Source organism: Streptomyces sp. NPDC003027 (genome assembly GCF_053591435.1).
In genome coordinates, this window is record NZ_JBSFTU010000030.1 from 1 (window position 1) to 15,173 (window position 15,173).

Genomic DNA, 15,173 nt, shown 5'->3' on the forward strand with positions numbered 1-15,173 from the left:
GTTGCCACCAGGGCAGCAACGTGGCGGTCAGGGCGGCCAGAACGAGGCCGATGGTGAGGGACAGCCGAGTGCGCGTGCGCACGAAGGGGCTGAGACAACGAGGTGGTGGCGAGGACACGGTGGGGCAACTCCCGTAGGGGCCAGGCGGAATGAGGCAGCACAGACCGGCCCCGTACGGCATACCGCGGGGCACAAGGCGCGCTCACGATCACACGAGCGACACAGGGAGTCCACAGGTAAAGGAGTTGTGAAAGCGTTACCCATGCCCCCGAACTACGCGGGGAGATAGCCAATTTGTCCCCCTTGTACCTTTAAGAAGGCTCATAAGGCCAGAATATGATGATCTTCCGGGTAGGGGGCGAAGATCATCACTAGTGACGTCCTGCCTCGAAATACGCTGTGCGGCAGATCACTTCCACGCCGGCTCCCCTCCTGTCGCCCACCTTGAACGCACTGCCGACATGACAGAGAGTGCGCGTGCACGCACCTGAACCAGGTGCGTGCTCTTTGGTGTTTCCGCACCTTTTCCGTTGTCGTATTACCTGGGTGGGAGTCGTCACGTATGCGTGGTTCAGGTCCACCGTCATGGCTTGGGCGGGGACGCCTAGCCTTGACGGAGTCACAACGACAGCGCCGGCGGCTCAGCCGCACGGCGACTGTCCTTTTGCTGTCCTCGATGTTGACCGTGACCAGCTTGAGCTCGCAGGCGTTGGCGATCCCGGGCGACGGGATGAGCCGCGAGCAGGGGACCTCGCAGGTCGATCTGCCGGATCTGCCGAAGTCCACGACGCTCGACGGTGACGCGACGGCGCAGAAGGCGCTGACGACGGCGCCGGAGGTGCCGGTCACGGAGTACGCGCCGAAGGCCGTCACGCCGTGGCAGCAGGGCACCGGCAACGCCGACCCGTCCACCGCCGCGCCCGGGACCACGGTCCCGGTCACAAATCTGCCAGGGGTCGGCCTGGGTGTGCCGGCGGGCACGGACCCGGCAGCTGTCGCCGGTCAGTGGACTGTCGGCCTTGCTTCGCCGGAGACGTCCCAGACCGCCGGTGTGTCCGGTCTGGTCATGAAGCTGACGCCGCCGGCGACAGCGGACCCGGCCGCACAGGTCGAGCTGAGCGTCGACACGACCGGTTTCGCCGACCTCTACGGTCCGCAGGCGGCCGAGCGTTTCGGTCTGATGCTGCTGCCGGAGTGTGTGTACTCGGATCCGACGGCGGGTGAGTGCGCCGACGACGGTACGACCACGATGGCGGGCGGTAAGGACGAGCCCGGTTTCGAGCGGTTGAAGAGCTCGGTGTCGGAGGTGCCCGCCAAGGACGCCCCGACGAAGAGCGCGGCGGCGAAGAACGCCAAGACCCGCAAGGTTTTGACCGGTACGATCCCGGTCGCCAAGCTGCTCGACGGCGGTGCCCACACATCGGGTGCTTCTGTACGCAGGGCGATCCTGCCAGCCGCCGAGACGACCGGAGGATCGGCCGTCGGCTACCTGGACACCGGTTCTTCCGCCTCGGGTGACTTCACCGCCTCCCCGCTGCTGTCGTCGGGCTCCTGGTCGGCGGGTTCTTCTTCTGGCGCGTTCACCTACGGCTATCAGGTGCAGGTGCCTGAGACGGCCGGCGGTCTGATGCCGAAGGTGAGCCTGGGGTACTCCTCGCAGTCCGTGGACGGGCGCACGTCCGCGTCGAACAACCAGGCCTCGTGGGTCGGTGACGGCTGGGACTACAACGCGGGTTCCATCACCCGTACGTACGCCAACTGCCGTCAGGACTCCAAGAAGGCCGGCTCCAACAACGCCACCCACAGGACGGCGGATCAGTGCTACGGCTCGGAGAACGCCACCCTGTCGCTGGGTGGCATGACCACCGAGCTGGTGTGGGACGCGGCCAAGGGCACGTGGTTCACGGCCAACGGTGACGGCTCGAAGATCGAGCGGATCAAGGACACCACCAAGGACCCCCGCTCGGGGATGAAGGACGCGGACGGTGAGTACTGGGTCGTCACCACGAAGGACGGCACCAAGTACCACTTCGGCCTGAACAAGCTGCCGGGCTGGTCGGACAACGGCACCGCCGCCGACGACCCGTACACCGACTCCGTGCTCGCGGTGCCGGTCTACGGCAACCACGCCGGCGAGCCGTGCTACAAGGCCGGTGACTGGAAGAACTCCGCCTGCGACCAGGCCTGGCGCTGGAACCTCGACTACGTCGAGGACATCCACGGCAACGCGATGTCGCTGTGGTGGAAGCGCGATCTGAACCACTACGCGCGGAACTTCAACTTCAAGGCCCCCGTCGAGTACCACCGCGACGGCTACCTCGCGCGGATCGACTACGGCCAGCGCAAGGACAGCATCTTCTCCGCCCCCGCTCCGGCGCGGGTGAACTTCTCCGTCGAGGAGCGCTGCTACACCGAGACCACGCTCACCTGCACCGAGGCCAACTTCATCGACAAGGACCCGGGCAAGTACCGCATCTGGTACGACACCCCCGCGGACCTTCGCTGCGTGGCCGGCAAGAAGTGCTGGAACGCCGGTCCGACCTTCTGGACCCGCAAGCGCCTGGACAAGATCACCACCTCCGCCCAGCGCCGTACCGACACCACCGCCCGCCAGGTCGTGGACGAGTACCAGCTCAAGCAGAGCTTCGCCTCCCTGAAGACGGGCGTGAACACCGCCCTGTGGCTGGAGTCCATCCAGCGCACCGGCTACGCCCGCAACGGCTCCACCGACGCCAGCGTCGCCCTCAACCCGGTGCGCTTCGAGCCCAACGCCGAAGACATGCCCAACCGCGTCATGTTGCGCAAGACGGCGGATGACGCGACAGGCAAGAAGGGTGATTCGATCGACCCGCGGCCCGGGTTCTCCCGGCTGCGTATTGCCCGTGTCATCAACGAATACGGTGGCGAGACAGCTGTCACCTACAGCATCCCGGCGTGGGGAGAAACGTCGGACGCCTGTGCGAACGGGCACAATCTGCCCGGCAAGACGGACACAGCCGCTCTGAAGGCCAACAACCGCCTGTGCTACCCGTCGTACTGGAACCCGGACCCGGAGAAGGAGGACATCGACTGGTTCCACAAGTACGTCGCGAACTCCATCGAGGAGCTCCCCAACGTCTCCGGCTCGTACGGTACGAAGACGTTCTACGAGTACAAGAACGCCGGCTGGAAGCTCGCCGAGCAGGAGTTCAGCAAGAAGTCCACGCGGACGTATTCGCAGTTCGCGGGCTTCGAGCAGACCACGGTCCTCACGGGCCCCAAGCCGTCCGACGCGGACAACGGTGAGGGCTCGACGGGCGAGAACACGCCCGGTCTGGAGAGCCCGCGGACCAAGGCGGTCACCCGCTACTTCCGCGGCATGGGCGACACCGTACCCGTCAAGGACATCACCGGCGTCGAGATCGCCAAGGACCGCGAGGCGTTCGCCGGCCGAATAGCCGAAGAGCTGTCCTACACCGGCGCGGACAAGGCCGACACCGACTGGCTGACCCGCTCCATCACCAAGCTCGAAGCCACCGAGCTGGGCAAGCGTGACCGCGAGGACGGCCTGAGCGACCTCAAGGCCTGGCGCGTCACCGAGCCCGAGGAAATCGCCTACACGAAGTCCTCCGGCACGAACACCGACGACCCGCGCACCCTGCGGACCGTGCGGACCCTGACGACGTACGAGCCGACCCACGGTCTGCCCACCCTCGTCGAGTCCTTCGGTGACACCGGCAAGGCCGGCGACGAGTCGTGCACCAAGATGGAGTACCTGCACCAGACCGACAAGAACCTGATCGGTCTGACCAAGCAGGTCTTGAGTTCGTCCACCTCCTGCGCGGCCGCGAACTTCGCGGACCTCACGACGCTCAGCGGTGCCACCCGCACGGCCTACGACGGCACCGCCTACGGCACCGCGCTCGCCGCCGCCACCCGTGGTCTGGCCAGCGAGTCCTGGTCGCTGAACGGTGCCGGTTCCGGTTTCCAGACCAATGGGACCAAGGGCTTCGATGCCATCGGCCGTGTGATCCGGCAGACCGACCCGGACCAGAAGTCGTCCACGATCGCCTTCGACCCGCCCACGGGGCAGGTCTTCAAGGTCACCCAGTCCAACTCGCTGGCCCACACCCAGGTCCAGGAGATCGAGCCCGGCCGCGCGGTCACCCTCAAGACGACCGACGTCAACGGGCACGTCAGTGAGGCGACGTACGATCCGCTGGGCCGTCTCGCCGAGGCGTGGGCTCCCGGCCGCACCCCGTCCGGCTCGTCCGTGCCGGACTTCCGCGCCGTCTACACCATCCCGAAGCCGGAGTCGGACCCGGACGACCCGACACTCGAGATCCGCAAGCCCCCGTTCGTCACCACGTACGCGCGTGGCCACGAGGACCGGATCGAGACCTCCGTCACGCTCTACGACGGCCTCGGCCGCGAGCGGCAGACGCAGGAAGAGGCCACCGGCGGTCGCGGTCACCTCGTCACCGACACCCTCTACAACAGCTCCGGCGAGGTCTTCCAGACCAACAACGCCTACCTGACGTACGAGGCCAAGCCGGGCGAGCTCTTCACTCCCCTCGCCGACACGGCCATTCCGAACATCACCCGCTACACCTACGACGGCCTCGGCCGTGTGGTCGAGGAGACCCCGTACCTCAAGTGGGTCGACCCCACGACCAAGGAAGCCATCTCCAAGGCGTACCCGGAGCGGGCGACCACGTACGAGTACGGCACCGACTGGTCGAAGGTCATCAACCCGCAGGGAGCCTCGTCCTACCGGGTCTACACCGACGCGCTGGGCCGCACGTCCCGCGTCGACACCTTCAACCCCGCGGCTCCCGGTGGCTTCACGTCGACGAGCTACAAGTACAACGCACAGGGCAGACTGGAGAAGGCCGTCAAGTCGGCCGACGGGACTCACCCCTGGACGTGGACCTACGACCACCGCGGCCGGATGGAGACCTCCACCGACCCCAACGCGGGCACCACACGTATCTCCTACGACCACCGCGACCGCGTGCTGAGCACCACCAACGCCCGGGGCGTCACCGTCTGGAACGGCTACGACGAGCTGTCGCGGCCCAAGCAGCAGCGGCTTGACACCTCCACGGGCGCGGTGCTGGCGGACTACACGTACGACACCGTCGCCGGTGGCAAGGGCCTGCCCGCCACCGCCACCCGCTACACCGACGGCCTGGCGTACACCCAGAAGGTCAACGGCTACACCAGGGACTACCAGCCGACCTCGACCACGCTGAGCCTTCCGCAGACCCTCGCCGACACCTGGGGTCTGACGAAGGACTACACCTACGGCTACACCTACACGGACACCGGTCTGCTGGAGGAGGCTCAGCTTCCGGCGGTCGGCAAGCTGGCCGCGGAGAAGCTGGTCGTCCGCTACGACAAGGAGGGCCTGCCCCTCTCGCTCTCCGGCAAGGACTGGTACGGCTCCGAGACCGTCTACTCCCCGTACGGCCAGGTCATGCGCTCGACCCTGGGCGCGCAGCCCTACCGGGTGTGGACGCAGAACTCGTTCGACGAGGGCAGCGGTGAGCTGAAGGACCAGCTCGTCTACCGCGAGAAGTCCGGCACCGGTGCGGACAACTCGATCGTCGGCGGCAACCTGGTGTCCAACCGGTCGTACACCTACGACCCGGCCGGCAATGTCACGGGCATCCAGGAGAAGTCGGTCGGGATCGAGGAGCGGCAGTGCTTCTCCTACGACCCGCTCGGGCAGCTGAAGTCGGCCTGGACCTCCAAGGACCAGACTGCCTGCACCACACCGAAGAACACCGACGGCACACTCAACGTGACGGCGGGCAAGGACACGTCCGGTTACTGGCAGGAGTACGAGTACGACCTGCTCGGCAACCGTAAGAAGCTGACCGAGAAGGATCTCAGCGGCGATACCACCAAGGACGCCGTCACCGGCTACACCTATGGCAAGGCCGACGGCTCCCAGCCGCAGACGCTGACCAAGGTCTCCAGGACGTTCAAGACGCCTGCCGGAGCCGCGGTCAAGAACGAGGCGGAGCGGCTGTACGAGCTCACCGGTGAGACCAAGTCGGTCACTTCCCTCGAGAACGGCGACAAGCAGTCGCTGTCGTGGACGCCTGACGGCCAGGTCGACCGCATCACCGGTCAGGGCAGCGGCGGCAAGACCCCGTACGTCGGTCTCGCGGACAAGTGCCTGGACCTCAAGTCGGGCACGGGAGCGCCCGGCCAGCCGATCCAGCTGTACGGCTGCAACGCCACGGCGGCGCAGAACTTCACCTTCACTCCCACTCCCGCGCCTGTGGCCGGTACGCAGCCCGACCCCAACCGAGGCACGCTGTCCGTCTACGACACCTGGTGCCTCCAGCCGGCCGCGAACACGGCCGGGTCCGCGCTCCAGGTCCAGAAGTGCGACGGCACCGCCGCGCAGGAGCTGAAGCGGAACGCGACAGGGCAGCTGACGCACATCGCGTCGGGTCTGTGTGTCGCTGTCAAGGACGGTCTCACGGCGAACGCGACTCCCATCGTCCTGGCGTCCTGCGCCGGCACGTCGGCCGCTCAGCTGTGGGCCCCGCAGAACGACACTCGTCACATCTACGGCCCTGACGGCGCGCGTCTGCTGACCATCAAGGGCAAGCAGGCCACCCTCCACCTGGGTGACGACGAGGTGACCGTCCAGCAGGGCGGCATCCTGATCAGCACCCAGCGGACCTACGCCGCTCCCGGCGGCGCGGTCATGCGATTCGCCTACGGCACAGGCTCCGACACCCTGGTCGCCCAGACCGCGGACCACCAGGGCAGCGCCTACGCGGAGGTCGCCCTCTACGGCGGCATGTCGGTGCGCATCCGCAAGCAGGATCCGTTCGGCAACGAGCGCGGCACAGCCGGTGCCAACCTGCAGAACCACAAGGGGTTCCTGGGCAAGACCAGGGACGACGCCTCCGGCTACACACCCCTCGGCGCGCGTCTCTACGACCCGGAGGTCGGACGCTTCCTGTCCGCCGACCCGATCGTCGACATGAACGACCCGCTGCAGTCCAACGGGTACACCTACGCGCACAACAACCCGGTCACCCACTCCGACCCGACCGGTCTGTCCATCAGTCTGACCGCCTCGGAGAAGGCCGCGGCCCTGGCGGGCGCCGGTCTGTCGGCGGCGCAGGTGGCGCAGGCACAGGCCACCATGGGCAAGTCCCTCACCTCGGTGATCCTTGCCGTGGCCTGGGAGACGCTGAAGGACTTCATCGGTATCAACGACGCCATGGCCTGCTTCGGCGGTGACATGTGGTCGTGCGGCAGCCTGATCATCGGGGCCATCCCGTGGACCAAGCTCGGCAAGATCCCGTCCGTCCTCAAGGCCGTCAACCGCACCATCGACGCCATCCAGGCGTTCAAGGCGGCGAAGAAGGCGGCCGAGGCCGTCCTGAAGGCGGCCAAGGCGGCTGAGGAGGCAGCGCTCAAGGCGAAGAAGGCCGCCATCGAGAAGGCCAAGAAGGAGGCCGCGCAAAAGAAGAAGAAAGCCGCCGAACAGGCCAAGAGAATCGCTGACAGGGCGCTGGCCCAGAAGAAGAAGACCGGTAACCCGGTTCAGAAGCGGGCGCAGGCCAAGTCGGCTCCGAAGGCCTCCTCCGCGGCCGGCTCCGGGAAGGCCAAGGGCTCGGGAGGCGGCGGCAAGACCAGCCTGAGCAAGCCCGGCGGCTCCTCCGGCGGCTCCTCCCGTAGCAAGGGCGGCAGCAGCGGAAGCGGCGGCTCCGGCAAGGCCGAGGAAGGCGCCACCTGCAACAGCTTCGTGCCCGGCACGCGGGTGTTGATGGCAGATGGCACCACCAAGCCGATCGAGAAGGTCAGGACCGGCGAGAAGGTCGTCGCCACCGACCCGGAGACCGGGGAGACCCGGACCGAGGTGGTCACCGCCGAGATCAAGGGCCAGGGCCTCAAGCACCTGGTGAAGGTCACGATCGACACCGATGGCAAGGACGGCTCGAAGACGGCCCAGGTCACCGCGACCGACGGCCACCCCTTCTGGGCCCCCGAACTGGGTAAGTGGGTCAAGGCCACCGACCTGAAGTCCGGTCAGTGGCTCCGTACCAGTGCCGGCACCTACGTCCAGATCGCCTCGATCAAGCGCTGGACCGCCCAGCAGGCCTCTGTCCACAACCTGACCGTCAGCGATGTCCACACGTACTACGTGGTCGCGGCGGCCAGGTCGGTCCTCGTACACAACTGCGACAAGGAGATCAAGAACGTCGCCCTGGGGACCGAGGACAACGGGCTGGTGAATTTCGCCGAGGAGAACGGCTACAGCCACTTCATGGGCGACGAGACATTCGAAGACGCTCTCGCCAGTGTTCGGGATGTCGCCAATGAGCACCCGGAGACCCATATCCATGTCCGTCTTGACGGCTTCAAGATGACCAGCGGGAAGAAGGGCACTCCGGCCGAGGTCTTCGATGACGCCGTCACGCAGGGCCAGGGTGACAACTGGTACACCACGCAGCGGGAGATGGCCATCCTGGAGCGAGCCTTCCGGGTGGGCAACCTCACTTCGAGTAGAATCTCCTTCTACATGGGAGAGCGGGACATCACGAGTGAGATCCTCTCGGGTTCCAAGTTCCTGGGAGGCGGTTCTTGATGGGGCTTCTGGCTGAATGGGATCGCCCATTCCGTATCTGGCACTACTCGGTCAGTTACCGCCGTCTGCTCCTGCGCAGCCTGTCGGAGACCTCACCGAACAGGATCGACGTTCTCTTCTCCAACGTGCACTTCCTTCACATGTCGACCGCCTGCGATCGGCTCGAGATCTCCGAGGACCCGGAGTTCCGCCCGCAGTTCTCGATCGACGTCGAGGGAATCCCAGGCAAGTGGTTTCTGCTGAACGGCGGAACCGGCTACCTCTACGGGACGCATTGCCAGTGGCACGAAGATGACGGAAGCGCTCTGACACCATCCAGATTCGGACCGTTCAAGAGGACGGACTGACACTCGGGTCGGTGACCCTGCTGCTGCCTGAAGTCGTGGGCGGCGACTCTTCGGAGTCGCCGCCCACTGTCATGCGGTCGGGGCGAGTTCCCGCGGCGCCCCGCAGAGCAGTCAGCGCGGCCACCTCGCCGAACGCCCCGAGACCCTCTCGGCGCGAGCAACCTCAGTCGATCCGCAGTCCACCCGCGGGGATCTCAGGCGGGGCCGGCGGGGGCGCTCGTTCGCCTACGTATGTGCATGTGGCCATCGCGGGGGCGGGAGGGCGGCGCCGGTCGAAGGCCCAGCTGGTGCGTGCTTCCAGAGCTCGGGGGGGCCACTCCCCGCCCGCGAGCGTGCGCCGCGGTCCAGTAGCCCACCTCGGCCGCCGGTCTGCCGGGGGCGACTTCCTTGAGGACCACGTTGCCCACCAACTGTTCGGGAGCTGAGTCGGGTTGTGCCTCAAGGGCGGCGAAGCCGAACCGGTTCCCCGCTGCCCAGCCCCGCTGCTGGGCCTGCACCCACCGTGCCGCCTCGGCATCGTTGACCACGACAGAGCTCGCCCACTGCCGAATGCGTGATTTCGGCTCACCTCGACCAGTGCGACAGCGTCCTCCATGCGCCAGGGGCGAAGAACGAGAGCGGGAGAGACCGGCGTAGAGGCCACCTGAAGTACAACGGGGGCACTCATCGACCGATCATGTGTCGCGGCGTTTTCACCCGGCGCCAGCCGCGTCCGGTCCATGCCGCCTCGCGTCGGCGTCATTGCTGTGTCCGGACGCGCAGAGCCTCGACGGACCAGTCCAATACGGGAGCCAGACTCTCCATGACCGGCCAGCCGTTGACCACGGCGAGCAGCTGAAGGTACCGCTCCCTGCGGGGGTCGTTCACGCTCTCCAGCCGGGTCGCCAGCCGGCGGCGAAGCTCGACGCCGTCGGGGCGGCCGAGAAGGTACGCGTAGTGCGCCGTGAACGCCGCGACGATCGGATCGGCCTGGGACGAGGCCGGGTCGATGCCGGCGGTCAGGGCCGGGCTGGCCTGGTCACGGACGGCGGCGGCAATGTCGCGTCGCGGGCCCATCGTGTCGCTTCGGGCCTGCTCGGCCGCTTGGTCCTCGGCCATCCGCCGCACCATGGCGCGGAAGCCCGGATCCAGGGACATTTCGGCCAGCTCAACCCACGCCTGAACCTGCTCCGCCTCCGGATTGTCGGGCAACTCGGGCGTCATCGAGCGCATGACCCCCGCGAATGCGGGGACGGCGTCAAGTCCGCCGAAGACGGCGTCGAGGAAATCGCCGATCAGACGTCGGCGTTCGTCCTCGGAAAGCTGGGCCAGCCGGTGCATGAGTTCCGTCTCCTCAGGTGTGGACCCGCGCTCGGCCACCGCCGTCAGCACCGCGCGCCGCCGGCGCAGGACGCTGATCTGCACCGCCAGTGCTTCGGCGTGCGCCGCGGCGACCTCGGGAAGCGAGAGCTCGCGGTCCACGACCTTGCGAATCGTCGGGAGGCCCAGACCCAGCTCGCGCAGGGTCCGCACGAGGCCAAGGCGTGCGACGGCGTCGATGTCGTACAGGCGGTAGCCGGCCGGGCTGCGGTCCGTCGGCGCCACGATTTTGCGATCGGAGTAGAACCGGATGGTCTTGACCGTGAGACCGGTCCGTCGAGCGAGCTCGCCGATCGAGTAAAGCGTGTCACCGTCCATGCCCCCACCTTTGTGTCTCCCCCTACGGGAGACTCAAGTCGCTTCGCCTGCCCCAGGCAACCACTCGCCTCACCCCATGCTGTGCGGCGACTGGCAGGCGAAGGCCCTCGAAGGTGGTCCCCCCGCCCGGCGGGGCGTCCAGCGGTGGTGGACGACGACGCCCTGGCGGGCCTGGGGAGACCCCATGCACCAGACCCCGCTCCCTGATCCGGCCTGATCCAAACGAAAGACCCTAGGTGTCCGGCTATGACTTTCTCGTGAAGTTGCCGGTGTCGACCTCGGTGAGAATGTCGAGCTTGACCAGGCGTTTCAGCTTGGCGCGGGTGCCTTCGACGTTCTTCGGCAGCAGTTCGTGACCCCAGGGCTTGGCAGACGTCCCTGGCTCGTAGTGGTCCGGGCGCATGGTTGAAGGCGGCGAGGATGCGCGGGTAGTCCGGGTGCTCGGGTAGGTCCGGCACCGCAGTGGGCGGCCGGTCGGCGAGGCCGGTGCGGACCGGTGGATTCCGCCCCGCCGCCACACCATCAGGCGACAGCAGAGCCACTCAAAGTCTCACGAACCGCCCACTCAGAGTGTGAAGTGGACCGCTGCCGCCCAGAGCAGGAAGGCACCGGCGAGCAGGGGCCCCAGGGGCATCCCGTGCTGGGCGGCGGTGGACGTAGCGGTGGGGCGCAGGTCCGGGTGGTGGAGGAGGGGGCGGAGCGTGGCCACGGTGCGGGCGGCGGTGGGGCGGCGGCCGAGGCGGCGTTCCAGCCAGGACCAGCCGACGGGCGACAGGCTCGCGTCGTGGGCGCCCGTGGTACGGATCTGGATGCGGTCGTGGTGGGCGTCGACGGCGGTGATCTCCTCCCAGGGAAGACCCCGGACGCGCCAGGCACTCCGCAGCCACAAGCCTCGGCTGTCGGCGGTGATGCGCCAGCTCAGAGCGGTGGCGGCCGAACTGATGAGTCCGACGAGAAGGCCGACCGCGATCACCCACTGCCAGGAGAAGCCCTCTGAGAACATGCCCCATATGGCGGCGGCCTCGAGTGCGAGGAGGGCGATCGCCACCACACGTGACGTCTGGTCGGCCGACTGGACCAGTGGCGACCCCTTGGTGGCCGTCAGTGGACCACAGGCCGGCGTGGGATGGATCGCCGCGACGATGCACTTCGTGAGGGTTTCGCCCTCCGCTCGTGCGGTGACGAGGGTGAGTTTCGAGCCGCCTGTGTGCGGGGTGCCGAACAGCAGAGCCTCGCTCAGCGGGCGATCCGGGTACTCGTCCCGCTCCTCGTCCCGCTCCTCTTCGTCCTCGTGCAGCGCGTCGACGTACAGCACCGGCCTTGCGCCCGCCCGGTCGTCCGCCGCGTACACCCAGGTCCGGTGGTCGTCCCGGTCCCCGCGGACCAGAACCCTCAGAACCGGCAGCGGCCCGGAGCGCAGGACCGCCGCGCCGTTGGCGAGAAGGGCCAGGCCGGGCACCGTGGTGACCAGGGCGAGGAGCTCCCAACCGAACGTGTCGTACGGCTCGGCCGCCAGCCGCACCCAGTCGTCGTCCATCAGCACGTCCACACGTGAGCCGGTCTCGTACTGCTCGGGGAACAGCACGTCGAAGGTGTGGGTACCGTCGTCCTCGAAGCGCACCTTGAGGGTGAGTTCGTCTTCGTCGGCCTCCACGACTACAGCGCTGGCCGGCTCCGCCGGCGCGGCCCGCTCGTCGTGGTTGATGGCGACCCGCAGGCCCTGCCACACGGCCAAGGCCGACACTGCGAGCAGCAGCGCGGCCGCCAGGACGGAGGAGAACGGGTGCCTGGAAGCCGCGGTCAGCGGCGTGCTCGCCACGCCGGCCGGCCCCGCCGCCTTCAGGGCCAGCGAGCGCTGTCGCCGCACGGCGCCCACGCGGTGGATCAGGGTGGCCGTGGCATAGAAGACGGCGAGCAGCAGAGCCGTGTTCGGCACGGAGGGTTCCATGAGGGTGCCGTGCACGAGCAGGGACACCATCGACCCGGTCAGGGTGAGCAGCGCGAGACCGGGCCGCCGCCAGAGCCAGACCAGAGTGAGGACCTGGACCACCGCACCCGCCAGCCCCGGCCAGTCCGAGGCACAGGGCGTGGCCGTGGAACACACCGGGTAGGGCGCGTCCACGAGCGCCCAGACCGCCGTGGCCAGCAGGGCGAGGAACGCCCACAGCGGGTCGGCCCAGGGCCGCGGCGCGGCCTCGCGCCAGCGTTCGGCGTCCCCCGAGTGCCATGCTGCGGTGCCCGGCGGTATCGCGTCGGCAGCCAGGGGGAGGGGGCCCGGAGAGGGAGAGTCGCTCACCCGCGCATTATGGATGCCGCCGGGAGCTGACTGTCCGGGAGGGCGGACTCAGCGTCCCCCTGAGGTGAGCGATCGCACAGAGAGAGTGGACGGGGCTTGTTCGGCCGTTCATGGTGCAAGGCGCCAGGCACGCCTGGGTGGGCATCATCGAGTCCGGAGCAGAGCCACGGCCGCCCACCTCACCAGGCGGTCGAGTCGAGCGGCCAACGCCACGCTTGGACCGCTCATTGGCCGCGGCCAGGCCACCGCCCGCCGTGTCGCTCGGCACGCGCGCGTCGGAATCGTCCAGGCCCTCGTCCGGCCCCGCTCTTCCTGCTCTCTGCGTAGCGACCGGGCCACCGCCCCCGGACGATGTCTTCGACCCGCCCCCCTACGCGGCCCGCGCCTCGACTGCGAATCCGCCCACCCTTCTGACGAGGCGCGACGGCATGGTCCGGACGAGCCATCGTCCGGACCATGCCGTCGCGCCTAGGGGCGCTCCTGATCACGCCGGGGCGCGGAGCCGCGCCGCTCGACGGATCCTCACACCGAGCCGCGCCAAGCGCCTGTCTCCTGGCCGCCGCGCTCTTCGATGAACGACTTGAACCGCTTGAGATCGCCCGTGACCTTCCGCTTGACGAATCCGAGCTTGTCGCCGACCTGTTCCGTCAACCCCTCGGGGGCGAAGTCCATCTGGAGCATGACCTTCGTCCGGGTGTCGTCAAGACGGTGGAAGGTGACGACACCGGCCTGGCGCGCCTCGCCCTCGACGGTCGTCCAGGCGACGCGCTCGTCCGGGATCTGTTCGGTGATGACGGCGTCGAACTCGCGGCGCACTCCACCGATCTCGGTGACCCAGTGAGTGAGCGTGTCCGTACGCTGTTCGATCCGCTCCACGCCGTCCATGAAACGCGGGAACGTCTCGAACTGGGTCCACTGGTCATACGCGGCGCGGACCGGGACCTCGACCTCGACGGACTCCTCGACCTTCGACATGGGGAATTTCCTTCTGGTTGGGGACGGGTTACTGGGATCCGCGTAACCCGCACGCGCGAACTCACACCTCTTCAAGACCTGCGACATGCCGTACTTCTGCGCCAGCGCCCGTCGACCCGCCGTGTTGAGGAGAATTCCGCATCGGCCCGCGCCCGGCCATCTCAGAGCGGTAGAGGTGATCCCCTGCCGCCCGCGAAGGCCCCTTACCTTGTTCGATGACCCCGCCGGTCGCGGTCAGTCCGAGCTGGACTCCCTCGCGGACCCCGTGGCGCAGGGACTCCTCTTGGAAGTCACCTTCATCGTTCCCGAGCTGACCATGGCCCCGACCGTTCCCGCCATGGCCGACCTGGTCCCGCTCGTCGAGGCGTCCCGCGCGGAAGCCCTGGCGGCCGCCGAGTCCCACGCCAAGGAACTGGTGATGTGTCTGGCCGCATAGCCGCACGGCGTCCCGCGCACCCTCCAGCCGTAGCGGCAGCCGCGGCGTCCGGTGCCGTGGGCTCGGGCCGTGAGGGGGCTACGGGGAATCCCACCCGCGTCCGGCCGCCCAGGCCAGCACGTACCCCGTGCTGTTCAGCGCGCAATGCAGTGCCATGGGCGGAATCAGGCTCCCCGATCGGCGGCGGAGTTCGCAGAGCAGAACCCCGGCAAGGGCCGTGCCGCCGACAGCCGTCACCACCGACAGGGCCACGCCGGCGGGGCCGGCGCCGAAGACGGCCTCGGCCGCCGCGTTGGCGTGAGTCAACCCGCGTGACGGCAGGACGTGCCAGAGGCCGAAGAGGAAGGAGGAGAGGGCCGTGGCCCAGAGGTGACCCCACCGTCGTTCCAGCATGGCCCACAGCACACCACGGAAGGCGATCTCCTCCAGCAGCACCGTGCCGAGCGGCACGCGGATCAGGACGCGGTACACCAGCTCGCCGACTGCCAGACCTGCGGCACGCTGGTCCTGGAAGACATCGCGGGTGAACGGCACGGCGAACCCCGCCAGATACACCGTGACCACGGCCGAGGCCAGGATCAGCCCCCATCGCAGTCCACGGCGGACCGAGTCCCTGCCGAGCCCCAGATCGTCCGCCGTCAGTCCGGAGAGCCGCGCGGCCAGCGCGAGCAGGGCCGCCGTGGTGACGGAGACCGGCACGTAGAGGCCGGGCGCCAACCGGTTGTTGACCGCGTTTACGGCGGCGAGTACCAAGACGACCGAGAGCAGCGTCCGCATGGTTCCCCAGAATCGCCGAAGGGTCCCGGCACAGGCCCCGCAACGCGCCCTGCCCCGCGGGGT

Annotated in this window: 7 protein-coding genes and 2 pseudogenes; 3 read left to right on the plus strand and 6 right to left on the minus strand. The window is 68.1% G+C overall.

The window, feature by feature from the left end:
- Positions 1-676 precede the first annotated feature (676 nt).
- Entirely contained in the window at positions 677-8,602 is a 7,926-nt protein-coding gene (locus tag ACWDX6_RS21140; RefSeq protein WP_451486430.1) for a ricin-type beta-trefoil lectin domain protein, read from the plus strand.
- Complete coding sequence (locus ACWDX6_RS21145; RefSeq protein ID WP_451486431.1) at positions 8,602-8,949, plus strand: hypothetical protein; 348 nt, start codon at positions 8,602-8,604, stop codon at positions 8,947-8,949. Before ACWDX6_RS21140 ends, ACWDX6_RS21145 begins: the two co-directional genes overlap by 1 nt.
- Before the next feature lie 194 nt (positions 8,950-9,143).
- Here the strand turns inward: ACWDX6_RS21145 and ACWDX6_RS21150 are convergent, their stop codons facing one another.
- The 5 genes and pseudogenes from ACWDX6_RS21150 to ACWDX6_RS21170 form a co-directional block, all read right to left on the minus strand.
- Entirely contained in the window at positions 9,144-9,476 is a 333-nt protein-coding gene (locus ACWDX6_RS21150; protein ID WP_451486432.1) for a GNAT family N-acetyltransferase, read from the minus strand.
- 211 nt (positions 9,477-9,687) lie between these two features.
- Positions 9,688-10,626 (minus strand): MerR family transcriptional regulator, encoded by a 939-nt coding sequence (locus ACWDX6_RS21155; protein WP_451486433.1) that lies wholly within the window; start codon positions 10,624-10,626, stop codon positions 9,688-9,690.
- Positions 10,627-10,870: 244 nt separating this feature from the next.
- Positions 10,871-11,114 (minus strand): annotated as a pseudogene (locus tag ACWDX6_RS21160) (hypothetical protein); the annotation flags it as partial.
- 77 nt (positions 11,115-11,191) lie between these two features.
- Positions 11,192-12,922: a hypothetical protein gene (locus tag ACWDX6_RS21165; protein ID WP_451486434.1), complete on the minus strand. Its 1,731-nt coding sequence runs from the start codon at positions 12,920-12,922 to the stop codon at positions 11,192-11,194.
- A gap of 522 nt (positions 12,923-13,444) precedes the next feature.
- The gene (locus ACWDX6_RS21170) at positions 13,445-13,897 is read right to left on the minus strand and encodes an SRPBCC family protein (RefSeq protein WP_451486435.1); all 453 of its coding nucleotides are present in this window, start codon (positions 13,895-13,897) and stop codon (positions 13,445-13,447) included.
- Positions 13,898-14,171: 274 nt separating this feature from the next.
- On the opposite strand from ACWDX6_RS21170, the pseudogene ACWDX6_RS21175 reads away from it, so the two are divergent.
- Positions 14,172-14,333, plus strand: a pseudogene (locus tag ACWDX6_RS21175) (FMN-dependent NADH-azoreductase); the annotation flags it as partial.
- Positions 14,334-14,411: 78 nt separating this feature from the next.
- On the opposite strand, the gene ACWDX6_RS21180 reads toward ACWDX6_RS21175, so the two are convergent.
- A complete protein-coding gene (locus ACWDX6_RS21180; protein ID WP_451486436.1) occupies positions 14,412-15,110 on the minus strand; it encodes a CPBP family intramembrane glutamic endopeptidase in 699 nt (232 codons plus the stop codon).
- Positions 15,111-15,173 lie beyond the last annotated feature (63 nt).

Bases quoted from the DNA above. Each gene is read 5' to 3' on its own strand.
- ACWDX6_RS21145 (WP_451486431.1), top strand. From the start codon at position 8,602: ATGGGGCTTCTGGCTGAATGGGATCGCCCATTCCGTATCTGGCACTAC.
- ACWDX6_RS21140 (WP_451486430.1), top strand. From the start codon at position 677: ATGTTGACCGTGACCAGCTTGAGCTCGCAGGCGTTGGCGATCCCGGGC.
- ACWDX6_RS21180 (WP_451486436.1), bottom strand. From the start codon at position 15,110: ATGCGGACGCTGCTCTCGGTCGTCTTGGTACTCGCCGCCGTAAACGCG.
- ACWDX6_RS21170 (WP_451486435.1), bottom strand. From the start codon at position 13,897: ATGTCGAAGGTCGAGGAGTCCGTCGAGGTCGAGGTCCCGGTCCGCGCC.
- ACWDX6_RS21155 (WP_451486433.1), bottom strand. From the start codon at position 10,626: ATGGACGGTGACACGCTTTACTCGATCGGCGAGCTCGCTCGACGGACC.